The organism is Pseudomonas sp. TE3910, assembly GCF_056279025.1.
Genome location: NZ_JBWBQN010000001.1, coordinates 1,589,996 through 1,605,219 on the forward strand (window position 1 = coordinate 1,589,996; position 15,224 = coordinate 1,605,219).

Below are 15,224 nucleotides of genomic sequence, written 5' to 3' on the forward strand. Positions count from 1 at the left end.
ATTCAAGCAACGCGAAACAGCGGATGGCTCGACCACACCATCGCTGGCAACGCCGGCTCCTGCAGACACCACGCGCTTTACCTTTTGTCAGACCCCCGACCCGGGTGCATTTTTCATGTATGATATGCGCCCTTTTCGTTGCCCGACTGTCCGAGAACACCCCATGCAGCTCTCCTCGCTCACTGCGGTTTCCCCTGTTGACGGCCGCTACGCCGGCAAAACCCAGGCCCTGCGCCCTATTTTCAGCGAATACGGCCTGATCCGTTTCCGCGCCCTGGTTGAAGTTCGCTGGCTCCAGCGCCTGGCCGCTCACCCGCAAATCAGCGAAGTTCCGGCCTTCTCCGCCGAAGCCAACGCCCTGCTCAACGGCCTGGCCGATGAGTTCGCCCTCGAGCACGCCGAACGCGTGAAAGAGATCGAGCGCACCACCAACCACGACGTCAAAGCCATCGAATACCTGCTCAAGGAGCAGGCAGCCAAGCTGCCAGAGCTGGCCAAGGTCAGTGAGTTCATTCACTTCGCCTGCACCAGCGAGGACATCAACAACCTGTCGCACGGCCTGATGCTGCGCGCCGGCCGTGATGACGTGCTGCTGCCACTGATGCGCCAGATCGCCAACGCCATCCGTGAACTGGCCCACCGTTTCGCCGACGTACCAATGCTGTCGCGCACCCACGGTCAACCGGCTTCGCCGACCACCCTGGGCAAGGAACTGGCCAACGTCGTCTACCGCCTCGAGCGCCAGATCGCACAGGTTGCCGCTGTCCCGCTGCTGGGCAAGATCAACGGCGCCGTGGGCAACTACAACGCCCACCTGTCGGCTTACCCGCAAATCGACTGGGAAGCCAATGCCCGCGCCTTCATCGAAGACGAACTGGGCCTGGTGTTCAACCCGTACACCACCCAGATCGAACCGCACGACTACATTGCCGAACTGTTCGACGCGATTGCCCGCTTCAACACCATCCTGATCGACTTCGATCGCGATATCTGGGGCTACATCTCGCTGGGCTACTTCAAGCAGCGCACCATCGCGGGTGAAATCGGTTCTTCGACCATGCCGCACAAGGTCAACCCGATCGACTTCGAAAACTCCGAAGGCAACCTCGGTATCGCCAACGCACTGTTCCAGCACCTGGCCAGCAAGTTGCCGATCTCGCGCTGGCAGCGCGACCTGACCGACTCCACCGTGCTGCGCAACCTGGGCGTTGGTTTCGCCCACAGCGTGATCGCCTACGAGGCCAGCCTGAAGGGCATCAGCAAGCTGGAAATCAACACCCAGCGCATCGCCGACGACCTGGACGCCTGCTGGGAAGTATTGGCCGAGCCAATTCAGACCGTGATGCGTCGCTACAACATCGAAAACCCTTACGAGAAGCTCAAGGAGCTGACTCGCGGCAAGGGCATCAGCCCGGAAGCACTCCTGACCTTCATCGACGGTCTGGACATGCCTGCCGAAGCACGCGAAGAACTGAAGAAGCTGACTCCAGCGTCCTACATCGGTAACGCTGCAGCTCAAGCCAAACGCGTCTGATTATTGCCTTGCGCGTTAACGCCCGGCCAAGCCGGGCGTTTTTATTACCGAAAGAAAATTACTTTTTTTCAATAGGTTACACATGAATCCTGATACACCACTGCAGCTTCTGGGCGGCCTCACAGCCCGCGAATTCATGCGCGACTACTGGCAGAAAAAACCCCTGCTCGTCCGCCAGGCCTTCCCGGACTTTGAAAGCCCGATCGACGCCGACGAACTGGCCGGCCTCGCCCTGGAAGAGGAAGTCGAATCGCGCCTGATCCTCGAACATGGCGAACGCCCATGGGAAATGCGTCGCGGCCCATTCGAGGAAGACGCCTTCAGCCAGCTGCCAGCGCGTGACTGGACCCTGCTGGTGCAAGCGGTCGACCAGTTCGTCCCTGAAGTGGGCGAGCTGCTGGAGCACTTCCGCTTCCTGCCAAGCTGGCGTATCGACGACGTGATGATCAGCTTCGCCGCCCCCGGTGGCAGCGTTGGTCCGCACTTCGACAACTACGACGTGTTCCTGCTGCAAGGCCAAGGCAAGCGCAACTGGAAAATCGGCCAGGTCTGCGACAGCGACAGCCCGCTGATCGAGCACAGCGACCTGCGTATCCTGGCGGACTTCGAGCAGAGCGACGAGTGGACCCTGGAACCCGGCGACATGCTCTACCTGCCGCCGCGCCTGGCCCACTACGGCATCGCCGAAGACGACTGCATGACCTACTCGGTCGGCTTCCGCGCCCCAAGCGCTGCAGAAGTGCTCACCCACTTCACCGACTTCCTCAGCCAGTTCCTGCCTGATGAAGACCGCTACAGCGACGCCGACGCCAAGCCGGTCAGCGATCCGCACCAGATCCAGCACGACGCCCTCGACCGCCTGAAGAACCTGCTGACCGAGCACATGGGCGACGAGCGCCTGCTGCTGACCTGGTTCGGCCAGTTCATGACCGAGCCACGCTACCCCGAGCTGGTCAGTGGCGAGCCGCTGAGCGAGGAAGAGCTGATCGACAGCCTCGAACAAGGCGCCATCCTGATCCGCAATCCAAGCGCCCGTCTGGCCTGGTCCGAAGTCGACGACAACCTGCTGCTGTTCGCCAGCGGCCAGAGTCGCCTGCTGCCGGGCGACCTGCGCGAAATGCTCAAGCTGATCTGTGCCGCCGACGCATTGCATGTTGAAAACCTTGGCGAGTGGCTAAGCCATGAAGATGGCCTTACCCTGCTCTGCGAACTGATCAAGCAAGGAAGCCTGGGGTTTGCCAATGAATAAGATCACGGTACGGGTTGCCGACTGGCAGAAAGACAACGCTGACATCCGTCGCATTCGTGAAGCCGTGTTCATCGCCGAACAGGCCGTACCGCCTGAGCTGGAATGGGACACTGACGATACCAGCGCAGTGCATTTCCTGGCCTACGAAGGTGATTTTGCCATCGGTACGGCACGCCTGCTGCCCAGCGGCCATATTGGCCGAGTGTCGGTCCTCAAGGACTGGCGCGGGCTGAAGGTCGGCGATGCCCTGATGCAAGCGGTGATCGTCGAAGCCCAGAACCGCGACCTGAAGCAGCAGATGCTCAGCGCCCAGGTTCACGCCACGCCGTTCTACGAGCGCCTGGGCTTCAAAGTGGTCAGCGAAGAGTTCCTCGAAGCCGGTATCCCGCACGTCGACATGGTGCGCGAGTCCAAAGAGCTGGCTTGACGGCCAATCCCCGGCAGGGCCAACGCCTCAAGAGCGGCGGCCTTGCCGGAGATGCTTTTCCACCACACAACTCCCACATCTGCCGCAAATTTGCCATCATGTCCTCTCCACCCGCGGAGATCATGGACATGCCGCTACGCCCCCTTCTCGCCTCACTACTGCTGTCCTTCAGCCTCAGCACCCTGGCCGCCACTGAAGTGTTGCCACTGAGCCACCGGACCAGCGCCGAAATCCTCCCCGCCGCACAGTCCTTTCTCGGCAAGGACGGCAGCGTCAGCGCCTTTGAAAACAAACTCATCGTCAAAGCCGCCCCCGACAAGATCGACGAGCTTCGCACCCTCCTTGAACAGCTCGATACCGCGCCACGGCGCCTGCTGATCAGCGTTGACAACAACGACAGCAACTTTCAGGACAATCGCGGCAACGCACGCGTCATTCGCTACGGCACAGCCAACCGCGAAGGCGGCCTGCAACAAGTTCAGGCCAGCGAAGGCGTACCGGCACTGATTCAGGTGGGCCAGAGCGTCCCGCTGACCACCACCCAGACCGACACCTATGGCCGCCTGCAAAGCCAGACGGAGTACCGCAATGTCACGCAAGGTTTCTACGTGACCGCAAGCGTCACCGGCCAGACCGTGCACCTGAACATCAGCACCAACAACGACCGGATGAGCCAGGAACGCCCCGATGTAGTGAACGTTCAAAGTACCGACACAAAAGTCACAGGAAAACTAGGGGAATGGATCACACTGGCTGGCAACAACCAGCAAAGCCAGTCGGAACGCAACACTCAGGCCTTCACTTACTCGACTCAACGCGGTGAAAACATGACGTTGCGGGTAAAAGTCGATGCATTGGACTGATCCCAGGGAAATCAAGGCCTCGACCAACGGCCTCGGAACTGACTGACGAGTCTTATTAGACCAAAGATGTAGTAACCACAAAAAAGCACTACAAAACATTTGACGGCCTCAAATCGCAGAGGCATGATGGCCCCGCTCCCGCTAATCAGAGGCCCTGGCAAGGGCCTTCGAGTCGCGCTCTAAACCTACCCAACTGAGCCGATTCGTGTCTGTACAGCCCACAAGGCGTTTGACGAGATTGCGACTGGAACGAAGTTGTCCCGAGGGACGGAAGCGCATCAAACGGTACACGGCCCATCAGGGATCGCAGCACGGCAACCACGAGCCAACCTGCAGTCACCAGAAGCGCCAACTACCTGCTCACTTCCCCCTTGAGCCTCACTCGTTCAACCGTCGCACATTTCGCCAAACACGACTGATCGCCAATGCTTCTGATCTGCGAGCAATCGGTGCTGCCCCTGTAAATGAACAGCGCAGCCGACAGAGCGAACATTTTTACCAAGACCTATGCGACGAGGTTTATTTTCATGGCACTGACACGCGAACAGCAAATTGCAGCCCTCGAAAAAGACTGGGCCGAAAACCCGCGCTGGAAAGGCGTGACCCGTACCTACACCGCTGCTGATGTTGTCCGTCTGCGTGGCTCGGTCCAGCCAGAGCACACCCTGGCCCGCATGGGTGCCGAGAAGCTGTGGAACCTGGTTACCCAAGGTGCCCACCCATCCTTCCGCCCCGAAAAAGATTTCGTCAACTGCATGGGCGCCCTGACCGGCGGCCAGGCAGTACAACAGGTCAAGGCCGGCATCCAGGCTATCTACCTGTCCGGCTGGCAAGTGGCTGCCGATAACAACTCGGCCGAGTCCATGTACCCAGACCAGTCGCTGTACCCAGTGGACTCGGTTCCAACTGTGGTCAAGCGCATCAACAACTCGTTCCGTCGTGCCGACCAGATCCAGTGGAAAGCCGGCAAGAACCCAGGCGATGACGGCTACATCGACTACTTCGCTCCGATCGTAGCGGACGCCGAAGCCGGTTTCGGTGGCGTACTGAACGCCTACGAACTGATGAAGAACATGATCGAAGCAGGCGCTGCTGGCGTTCACTTCGAAGACCAACTGGCCTCCGTGAAGAAATGCGGCCACATGGGCGGTAAAGTACTGGTTCCAACCCAGGAAGCCGTTCAGAAGCTGACCGCTGCCCGTCTGGCTGCCGACGTTGCTGGCGTACCGACCATCATTCTGGCCCGTACCGACGCTAACGCCGCCGACCTGCTGACCAGCGACTGCGACCCGTACGATCAGCCATTCGTGATCGGCGAACGCACCCAGGAAGGCTTCTACAAAGTACGCGCCGGCCTGGATCAAGCCATCGCTCGCGGCCTGGCCTACGCGCCGTACGCCGACCTGATCTGGTGTGAAACCGCCAAGCCAGACCTAGACGAAGCTCGTCGCTTCGCCGAAGCGATCAAGAAGGAATACCCGGACCAGATCCTGTCCTACAACTGCTCGCCTTCCTTCAACTGGAAGAAAAACCTGGACGACGCGACCATCGCCAAGTTCCAGCGCGAACTGTCGGCCATGGGTTACAAGCACCAGTTCATCACCCTGGCGGGTATCCACAACATGTGGCACAGCATGTTCAACCTGGCGCACGACTACGCCCGCAACGACATGACTGCCTACGTGAAGCTGCAGGAGCAGGAGTTCGCCGACGCGTCCAAAGGCTACACCTTCGTTGCTCACCAACAGGAAGTTGGCACCGGCTACTTCGACGACATGACCACCGTGATTCAGGGCGGCTCGTCTTCGGTAACCGCACTGACCGGCTCCACCGAAGAAGAGCAGTTCCACTGATCAATGATCAGTAGCTGATATTCGGGTAGCACTGAAAACCCGGGGCCTGTGATGGGGCTCCGGGTTTTTTTACACCTGCCATGAGCGAGAGCCAGCTAGACCCATCAGCGCTCCCTACAGGTTCGCCTGGGATGGCTTCGGCGGAGTGCCCATGAGTGCGCGGTGACTGCATCGCGGGCAAGCCCTGCTCATACAGGGTGGGCTGCCTCATGAGCCACCAACCAACGCACCGAAGCATTGATCCAAGGCGGCACAACCCAGGAAAAAAGCTGCTAAATAGGTAAACGCAAAAAATTATGGACACTGCACTATGAGCAGGAACTTCCAGGCAACAGAAGGCGCTAAAAAACAGTCGCGCCAAATGATATCAATTATCATTAACAATCTTGTCGTTCATTACACCAAGCAAGAAACATAATTAACAAAAGGTGAGGCAATGCCCAGCCTATGCGGCCTGCAGCGTGTTACGAAAGATTTTTGTTCTTAATCTAACGAATTAATTTGCTGCAGAAATTTTACTTGCACCCGCTTTACCCATAAAATCAGCCCGATAGATCCCGCTGCGACATATCGTCACTGCTCTACTTCTTTCAAGCTCAGAGACCCAAGCGCTCTGTTAAGGATTTTCAGCATGCCCGATTCGACAGGACTCATCGCCCACAACTGGGGCTTTGCCATTTTCCTTTTGGGTGTCGTCGGCCTGTGCGCCTTCATGCTCGGTCTGTCCAGCCTGCTCGGCAGCAAGGCCTGGGGCCGCAGCAAGAACGAACCCTTTGAATCCGGCATGCTGCCTACCGGCAGCGCACGTCTGCGCCTCTCGGCAAAATTCTATCTGGTCGCGATGCTGTTCGTGATCTTCGATATCGAAGCCCTCTTTCTCTTTGCATGGTCTGTGTCTGTTCGCGAAAGCGGCTGGACCGGATTCGTCGAAGCACTCGTTTTCATAGCAATTCTGTTGGCAGGTCTTGTCTACCTTTGGCGAGTGGGGGCGCTCGATTGGGCTCCCGTAGGTCGTCGCAAGCGGCAAGCGAAGCTGAAACAATGAGGCTTTGGCAATGCAATACAATCTCACCAGAATCGATCCGGATGCGCCTAACGAGCAGTACCCCATCGGAGAACGGGAAACCGTCTCCGATTCGCTGCTAGAGGACCAGGTCCACAAGAACATCTTCATGGGCAAACTTGAAGATGTGCTCAGTGGCGCGGTGAACTGGGGGCGTAAAAACTCCCTGTGGCCTTATAACTTCGGCCTCTCCTGCTGCTACGTGGAAATGACCACGGCCTTCACGGCGCCCCACGACATCGCCCGCTTCGGCGCCGAAGTCATCCGGGCATCACCGCGTCAGGCCGACTTCATGGTCGTCGCTGGCACCTGCTTCATCAAAATGGCGCCGATCATTCAGCGCCTGTACGAGCAGATGCTCGAACCCAAGTGGGTCATCTCCATGGGTTCGTGCGCGAACTCTGGCGGCATGTACGACATTTACTCGGTCGTTCAGGGGGTCGACAAGTTCCTCCCCGTGGATGTCTATGTGCCTGGCTGCCCGCCTCGCCCTGAAGCATTCCTGCAAGGCCTGATGTTGCTGCAGGAGTCGATTGGCCAGGAGCGTCGCCCTCTTTCCTGGGTTGTCGGTGATCAAGGCGTATACCGCGCCGAGATGCCGTCACAGAAAGAGCAGCGTCGTGAACAGCGCATCCAGGTCACCAACCTGCGCAGCCCCGACGAAGTCTGATCCAGCGACCTGCTGCCTGCTCTGCGGAACAGGCGGCCTGGCTTCATTCTCTACGTTGACCGAAAGCGACCGAGACCATGACAGCGGACACCGCTATTTACATCCCGCCTTACAAGGCTGACGACCAGGATGTGGTCGTCGAACTGAACAATCGTTTTGGCCCAGAGGCGTTCACCGCCCAGGAAACCCGCACCGGCATGCCAGTGCTGTGGGTGACCCGCGCCAAGCTGATCGAAGTACTGACGTTCCTGCGCAACCTGCCCAAACCGTATGTCATGCTCTATGACCTGCACGGTGTGGACGAGCGTCTGCGCACCCAGCGCCGTGGCTTGCCGGGCGCCGATTTCAGTGTGTTCTACCACCTGCTCTCGATCGAACGTAATAGTGACGTAATGATCAAGGTCGCCCTGTCTGAGAGCGACCTGAGCCTGCCAACCGTCACCGGTATCTGGCCGAACGCCAACTGGTACGAGCGTGAAGTCTGGGACATGTTCGGCATCAACTTTGCCGGCCACCCGCACCTGACCCGCATCATGATGCCACCGACCTGGGAAGGTCACCCGCTGCGCAAGGACTTCCCTGCCCGCGCCACCGAGTTCGATCCGTACAGCCTGAACCTGGCCAAGCAACAGCTCGAGGAAGAAGCCGCGCGCTTCAACCCTGAAGCCTGGGGCATGAAGCGTTCCGGTGCCAACGAGGACTACATGTTCCTCAACCTGGGCCCGAACCACCCTTCGGCTCACGGTGCCTTCCGTATCGTCCTGCAGCTGGACGGCGAAGAGATCGTCGACTGCGTTCCGGACATCGGTTACCACCACCGTGGTGCCGAGAAGATGGCCGAGCGTCAGTCCTGGCACAGTTTCATTCCTTACACCGACCGTATCGACTACCTCGGCGGTGTGATGAACAACCTGCCGTATGTACTGGCCGTCGAGAAGCTGGCCGGTATCAAGGTGCCACAGAAGGTCGACGTCATCCGCATCATGATGGCCGAGTTCTTCCGGATCACCAGCCACCTGCTGTTCCTGGGTACCTACATCCAGGACGTCGGCGCCATGACCCCGGTGTTCTTCACCTTCACCGACCGCCAGCGTGCCTACACCGTGATCGAAGCGATCACCGGCTTCCGTCTGCACCCGGCCTGGTACCGCATCGGTGGCGTCGCCCACGATCTGCCACGTGGCTGGGACCGCTTGGTCAAGGACTTCGTCGAATGGCTGCCCAAGCGCCTGGACGAGTACGAAAAAGCCGCCCTGCAGAACAGTATCCTGCGCGGCCGTACCATCGGCGTTGCCCAGTACAACACCAAGGAAGCCCTGGAGTGGGGTGTCACCGGTGCTGGCCTGCGTTCCACCGGCCTGGACTTCGACCTGCGTAAAGCCCGCCCTTACTCGGGCTACGAGAACTTCGAGTTCGAAGTGCCGCTGGCTCACAATGGCGATGCCTACGACCGTTGCATGGTCCGCGTTGAAGAGATGCGCCAGAGTATCCGCATCATCGACCAGTGCATGCGCAACATGCCGGAAGGCCCGTACAAGGCGGATCACCCGCTGACCACGCCGCCACCGAAAGAGCGCACCCTGCAGCACATCGAAACCCTGATCACGCACTTCCTGCAAGTTTCGTGGGGCCCGGTCATGCCGGCCAACGAATCCTTCCAGATGATCGAAGCGACCAAGGGTATCAACAGTTACTACCTGACGAGCGATGGCGGCACCATGAGCTACCGCACCCGGATTCGTACCCCGAGCTACCCGCACCTGCAGCAGATCCCTTCGGTGATCCGCGGCAGCATGGTCGCGGACCTCATTGCGTACCTGGGCAGTATCGACTTCGTTATGGCTGACGTGGACCGCTAAGCATGAATAGCACGCTTATCCAAACCGACCGTTTCGCCCTGAGCGAAACCGAGCGCTCGGCCATCGAGCACGAGATGCATCACTACGAGGACCCGCGCGCGGCGTCCATCGAAGCCCTGAAGATCGTTCAGAAAGAACGTGGCTGGGTGCCTGACGGTGCGGTCTACGCCATCGGCGAGATCCTGGGCATTCCGGCCAGCGATGTCGAAGGCGTCGCAACCTTCTACAGCCAGATCTTCCGTCAGCCTGTCGGCCGGCACATCATCCGCGTCTGCGACAGCATGGTCTGCTACATCGGCGGCCACGAGTCGGTGGTCAGCCAGATCCAGAGCGAGCTGGGCATCGGCCTCGGCCAGACCACCCCGGACGGTCGCTTCACCCTGCTGCCGGTGTGTTGCCTGGGTAACTGCGACAAGGCCCCGGCGCTGATGATCGACGACGACACCTTCGGTGACGTACAGCCGGCTGGCGTCTCCAAACTGCTGGAGGGCTACGTATGACCCTTACCTCCTTCGGGCCTGCCAACCGCATTGCCCGCACCGCCGAAACCCACCCGCTGACCTGGCGTCTGCGCGATGACGGCCAGCCGGTGTGGCTCGACGAGTACCAGGCCAAGGACGGCTACGCTGCCGCCCGCAAGGCGCTGGGGCAAATGTCCCAGGACGACATCGTCCAGACCGTCAAGGACTCCGGCCTCAAGGGCCGTGGTGGTGCGGGCTTCCCGACCGGCGTCAAATGGGGCCTGATGCCCAAAGACGAATCCATGAACATCCGCTACCTGCTGTGCAACGCGGATGAAATGGAACCCAACACCTGGAAAGACCGCATGCTGATGGAGCAACTGCCCCATCTGCTGATCGAAGGCATGCTGATCAGCGCCCGCGCGCTGAAAGCCTACCGTGGCTACATCTTCCTGCGTGGCGAATACGTCACCGCAGCCGCGCACCTGAACCGTGCGGTCGAAGAAGCCAAGGCCGCCGGCCTGCTGGGCAAGAACATCCTCGGCAGCGGCTTCGACTTCGAGCTGTTCGTCCACACCGGTGCCGGTCGCTACATCTGCGGTGAAGAAACCGCGCTTATCAACTCCCTCGAAGGTCGCCGCGCCAACCCGCGCTCCAAGCCGCCCTTCCCTGCCGCCGTTGGCGTGTGGGGCAAGCCGACCTGCGTTAACAACGTCGAGACGCTGTGCAACGTGCCGGCGATCGTTGGCAACGGCATCGACTGGTACAAATCGCTGGCCCGCGAAGGCAGCGAAGACCATGGCACCAAGCTGATGGGCTTCTCCGGCAAGGTGAAGAACCCTGGCCTGTGGGAACTGCCCTTCGGCGTCAGCGCTCGCGAACTGTTCGAAGACTATGCCGGTGGCATGCGCGACGGCTTCAAGCTCAAGTGCTGGCAGCCTGGTGGTGCCGGTACCGGTTTCCTGCTGCCAGAGCACCTGGACGCACAAATGTACGCCGGTGGCATCGCCAAGGTTGGCACCCGTATGGGGTACCGGCCTGGCCATGGCCGTGGACGACAGCGTCAACATGGTCTCGCTGCTGCGCAACATGGAAGAGTTTTTTGCCCGTGAATCCTGTGGTTTCTGCACCCCGTGCCGCGATGGCCTGCCATGGAGCGTCAAGCTCCTGCGCGCCCTCGAGAAAGGCCAGGGCCAGCAGGGCGACATCGAGACCCTGCTGGGTCTGGTCGGTTTCCTCGGCCCAGGCAAGACCTTCTGTGCGCACGCACCGGGTGCCGTGGAGCCATTGGGCAGCGCGATCAAATATTTCCGCCCGGAATTCGAGGCTGGCATTGCTGCGAACGCAGGCGTGCGCCCGGACCTGGCGAAGCCGATTGTCGTCGGCGCATAACGAATAGAACGCGGGTGGTCCGTGCCACCCGCTGCTTGCACAGCTCGCCCGGGTCCGCCTGTCGCGGGCTGCAAGCACACAGTTTTCCATTAGCCACGCCCGCAGACGCGGGCCAACGAAGAACTTTGAACCATGGCCACTATCCACGTAGACGGCAAAGAGCTCGAAGTCAACGGCGCAGACAACCTGTTACAGGCGTGTCTGTCGCTCGGCCTCGACATTCCTTATTTCTGCTGGCACCCGGCGCTCGGTAGCGTCGGTGCTTGCCGCCAGTGCGCGGTCAAGCAGTACACCGACGAAAACGACAAGCGTGGTCGTATCGTCATGTCCTGCATGACCCCCGCCACCGATGGCAGCTGGATCTCCATTGACGACGAAGAAGCCAAGGTGTTCCGCGCCAGCGTCGTCGAATGGCTGATGACCAACCACCCACACGACTGCCCGGTCTGTGAGGAAGGCGGTCACTGCCACCTGCAAGACATGACGGTAATGACCGGCCACAACGAGCGCCGCTACCGTTTCACCAAGCGTACCCACCAGAACCAGGAACTCGGCCCGTTCATCGCTCACGAGATGAACCGCTGCATCGCCTGCTACCGTTGCGTGCGTTACTACAAGGACTACGCAGGCGGTACTGACCTGGGCGTTTTCGGTGCCCACGACAACGTCTACTTCGGCCGCGTCGAAGACGGTGCCCTGGAGAGCGAATTCTCCGGCAACCTGACCGAGGTCTGCCCGACCGGCGTGTTCACCGACAAGACGCACTCCGAGCGCTACAACCGCAAATGGGACATGCAGTTCGCCCCGAGCATCTGCCATGGCTGCTCCAGCGGTTGCAACATCAGCCCGGGTGAGCGTTATGGCGAACTGCGCCGTATCGAGAACCGTTTCAACGGTTCCGTTAACCAGTACTTCCTGTGCGACCGTGGCCGCTTCGGCTATGGCTACGTCAACCGTGAAGACCGCCCACGCCAGCCGCTGCTCGCCAATGGCCAGAAACTGAGCCTGGACGCCGCCCTCGATCAAGCGGCCGATATGCTGCGTGGTCGCAACATCGTCGGTATCGGCTCGCCACGCGCCAGCCTGGAAAGCAACTACGGCCTGCGCGAACTGGTCGGTGCCGAACACTTCTACTCGGGTATGGAAGCCGCTGAACTTGAGCAGGTGCGTCTGGTTCTGCGGGTGCTGAACGACAGCCCGCTGCCGGTGCCAACCCTGCGCGAGATGGAAGACCACGATGCCGTGTTCGTCCTCGGTGAAGACCTGACCCAAACAGCTGCCCGCGTTGCCCTGGCCCTGCGCCAGTCGGTCAAGGGCAAGGCCGAGGCCATGGCCGACGCCATGCGTGTTCAGCCTTGGCTCGACGCTGCCGTGAAAAACATCGGCCAACACGCCATGTACCCGCTGTTCATCGCCAGCCTGGCCGAAACCAAGCTCGATGACGTCGCCGAAGAATGCGTACACGCATCCCCGGATGACCTAGCTCGCCTCGGTTTCGCCGTCGCCCACGCCATCGACCCAAGCGCCCCTGCCGTTGAAGGCCTGGACGCCGAAGCCCTGGCCCTGGCCAAGCGCATCGCCGATGCCTTGGTCGCTGCCAACCGCCCACTGGTCGTTGCCGGTACTTCGCTGGGCTCCAAGGCCCTGATCGAAGCCGCCGCCAACATCGCCAAGGCGCTGAAGCTGCGCGAGAAGAACGGCTCCCTGAGCCTGGTCGTCCCTGAAGCCAACAGCCTCGGGCTTGCCATGCTCGGCGGTGACTCGGCCGATGCCGCGCTGGATGCCGTGATTTCCGGCAAAGCCGACGCCATCGTCGTACTGGAAAACGACCTGTACAGCCGCCTGCCAGCGGCCAAGGTCGATGCTGCGCTGGCGGCCGCCAAGGTTGTCATCGTTGCGGACCACCAGAAGACTCCGACCACTGACCGCGCCCACCTGGTGCTGCCTGCGGCTACCTTCGCTGAAGGCGACGGTACCCTGGTCAGCCTCGAAGGCCGCGCCCAGCGTTTCTTCCAGGTGTTCGATCCGACCTACATGAATGCTTCGATCCTGGTTCACGAAGGCTGGCGCTGGATGCACGCCCTGCGCTCGACCCTGCTGAACAAGCCGGTGGACTGGACCCAACTGGACCATGTCACCAGCGCCTGCGCAACAGCGGCCCCGCAACTGGCGGGCATCGTCAACGCGGCACCGTCGGCGGCATTCCGTATCAAAGGCCTGAAACTGGCCCGCGAGCCGCTGCGCTACTCCGGTCGTACCGCCATGCGCGCCAACATCAGCGTACACGAGCCGCGTACTCCACAAGACCAGGACACCGCATTCGCCTTCTCCATGGAAGGTTATTCGGGTTCGGTTGAACCGCGTCAGCAAGTGCCATTTGCCTGGTCGCCGGGCTGGAACTCGCCACAAGCCTGGAACAAGTTCCAGGACGAAGTCGGTGGTCACCTGCGCGCTGGCGATCCGGGCACCCGCCTGATCGAAAGCCAAGGCGACAAGCTGAACTGGTTCGCCAACATTCCTGGCGCCTTCGCACCGGCTCGTGGTACCTGGCAAGCGGTGCCGTTCTATCACCTGTTCGGCAGTGAAGAGAACTCTTCGCGCGCAGCACCGGTGCAAGAGCGTATCCCGCAAGCCTACGTCGCCCTGGCCAAGTCCGAAGCCGACCGCCTGGGTGTCAACGACGGCGCCATGCTCAGCCTGAACGTCGCCGGCCAGACCCTGCGTCTGCCGCTGCGTATCAATGAGGAACTGGGCGCTGGCCTGGTTGCCCTGCCGAAAGGCCTGGCCGGTATCCCGCCAGCCATCTTCGGTCACACCGTCGAAGGCCTGCAGGAGGCAGCACAATGACCTGGTTCACCCCTGAAGTGATCGATGTGATCATCACCGTCGTCAAGGCCATCGTAGTCTTGCTGGCCGTGGTGGTCTGCGGCGCGCTGCTCAGCTTCGTCGAGCGGCGCCTGCTGGGCTGGTGGCAGGACCGTTACGGTCCGAACCGCGTCGGCCCATTCGGCATGTTCCAGATCGCTGCCGACATGCTGAAGATGTTCTTCAAGGAGGACTGGAACCCACCCTTCGTCGACAAGGTGATCTTCACCCTGGCGCCGGTCGTGGCCATGAGTGCTCTGCTGATTGCCTTCGCGATCATCCCGATCACCCCGACCTGGGGTGTCGCGGACCTGAACATCGGCCTGCTGTTCTTCTTCGCCATGGCCGGCCTGTCGGTCTACGCCGTACTGTTCGCCGGTTGGTCGTCGAACAACAAGTACGCACTGCTCGGCAGCCTGCGGGCTTCGGCCCAGACCGTGTCGTACGAAGTGTTCATGGGCCTGGCGCTGATGGGCATCGTGGCGCAGGTTGGCTCGTTCAACATGCGCGATATCGTCGACTACCAGGCGCAGAACCTGTGGTTCATCATTCCGCAGTTCTTTGGCTTCTGCACCTTCTTCATCGCCGGCGTTGCCGTGACTCACCGTCACCCCTTCGACCAGCCGGAAGCGGAACAGGAACTGGCCGACGGTTACCACATTGAATATGCCGGTATGAAATGGGGCATGTTCTTCGTCGGTGAGTACATCGGCATCATCCTGATCTCGGCACTGCTGGTAACGCTGTTCTTCGGTGGCTGGCACGGCCCGTTCGGCATCCTGCCGCAACTGCCGTTCCTCTGGTTTGCCCTGAAGACCGCGTTCTTCATCATGCTGTTCATCCTGCTGCGCGCCTCGATCCCGCGCCCGCGCTATGACCAGGTGATGGACTTCAGCTGGAAGTTCTGCCTGCCGCTGACCCTGATCAACCTGCTGGTGACCGCCGCGCTCGTGTTGTTGAACACGCCGGCCGGCGCGGTTCAGTGAGG

The 15,224-nt window shown here is 60.7% G+C and carries 11 protein-coding genes and 1 pseudogene; all 12 read left to right on the plus strand.

Annotated elements, in window-relative coordinates; all coding sequences use genetic code 11:
* Nucleotides 1-163: 163 nt before the first annotated feature.
* The 12 genes and pseudogenes from purB (at nucleotide 164) to nuoH (ending at nucleotide 15,222) form a co-directional block, all read left to right on the plus strand.
* Nucleotides 164-1,534 carry an adenylosuccinate lyase gene (gene purB / locus ACZ9H3_RS07090; RefSeq protein ID WP_065758545.1) on the plus strand — a complete coding sequence of 457 codons (1,371 nt, stop codon included), beginning with the start codon at nucleotides 164-166 and terminating at the stop codon, nucleotides 1,532-1,534.
* Nucleotides 1,535-1,616: 82 nt separating this feature from the next.
* Entirely contained in the window at nucleotides 1,617-2,783 is a 1,167-nt protein-coding gene (locus ACZ9H3_RS07095; protein WP_065758544.1) for a ribosomal protein uL16 3-hydroxylase, read from the plus strand.
* Nucleotides 2,776-3,210, plus strand: a complete 435-nt coding sequence (locus ACZ9H3_RS07100) for a GNAT family N-acetyltransferase (protein WP_065758543.1) — start codon at nucleotides 2,776-2,778, stop codon at nucleotides 3,208-3,210. The genes ACZ9H3_RS07095 and ACZ9H3_RS07100 overlap by 8 nt, the downstream gene beginning before the upstream one ends.
* A 98-nt stretch (nucleotides 3,211-3,308) precedes the next feature.
* On the plus strand, nucleotides 3,309-4,073 hold the full coding sequence (locus tag ACZ9H3_RS07105; RefSeq protein WP_330523559.1) for a secretin N-terminal domain-containing protein: 765 nt from the start codon (nucleotides 3,309-3,311) through the stop codon (nucleotides 4,071-4,073).
* Nucleotides 4,074-4,600: 527 nt separating this feature from the next.
* Nucleotides 4,601-5,926, plus strand: coding sequence for an isocitrate lyase (gene aceA / locus ACZ9H3_RS07110; protein ID WP_065758542.1), 1,326 nt, complete (start codon nucleotides 4,601-4,603; stop codon nucleotides 5,924-5,926).
* A gap of 631 nt (nucleotides 5,927-6,557) precedes the next feature.
* A complete protein-coding gene (locus ACZ9H3_RS07115) occupies nucleotides 6,558-6,971 on the plus strand; it encodes an NADH-quinone oxidoreductase subunit A (protein ID WP_065758541.1) in 414 nt (137 codons plus the stop codon).
* Nucleotides 6,972-6,981: 10 nt separating this feature from the next.
* Complete coding sequence (locus ACZ9H3_RS07120) at nucleotides 6,982-7,659, plus strand: NADH-quinone oxidoreductase subunit B (protein ID WP_065758540.1); 678 nt, start codon at nucleotides 6,982-6,984, stop codon at nucleotides 7,657-7,659.
* A 77-nt stretch (nucleotides 7,660-7,736) separates the two neighbouring features.
* Complete coding sequence (nuoC, locus tag ACZ9H3_RS07125; protein ID WP_099775292.1) at nucleotides 7,737-9,518, plus strand: NADH-quinone oxidoreductase subunit C/D; 1,782 nt, start codon at nucleotides 7,737-7,739, stop codon at nucleotides 9,516-9,518.
* Nucleotides 9,519-9,520: 2 nt separating this feature from the next.
* A complete protein-coding gene (nuoE, locus tag ACZ9H3_RS07130; protein WP_065758538.1) occupies nucleotides 9,521-10,018 on the plus strand; it encodes an NADH-quinone oxidoreductase subunit NuoE in 498 nt (165 codons plus the stop codon).
* Nucleotides 10,015-11,371: pseudogene (gene nuoF / locus ACZ9H3_RS07135) on the plus strand (NADH-quinone oxidoreductase subunit NuoF). The gene nuoE and the pseudogene nuoF overlap by 4 nt, the downstream one beginning before the upstream one ends.
* Before the next feature lie 132 nt (nucleotides 11,372-11,503).
* Complete coding sequence (gene nuoG, locus ACZ9H3_RS07140; protein ID WP_476220210.1) at nucleotides 11,504-14,218, plus strand: NADH-quinone oxidoreductase subunit NuoG; 2,715 nt, start codon at nucleotides 11,504-11,506, stop codon at nucleotides 14,216-14,218.
* On the plus strand, nucleotides 14,215-15,222 hold the full coding sequence (gene nuoH, locus ACZ9H3_RS07145) for an NADH-quinone oxidoreductase subunit NuoH (RefSeq protein WP_065758535.1): 1,008 nt from the start codon (nucleotides 14,215-14,217) through the stop codon (nucleotides 15,220-15,222). Before nuoG ends, nuoH begins: the two co-directional genes overlap by 4 nt.
* Nucleotides 15,223-15,224: the final 2 nt, after the last annotated feature.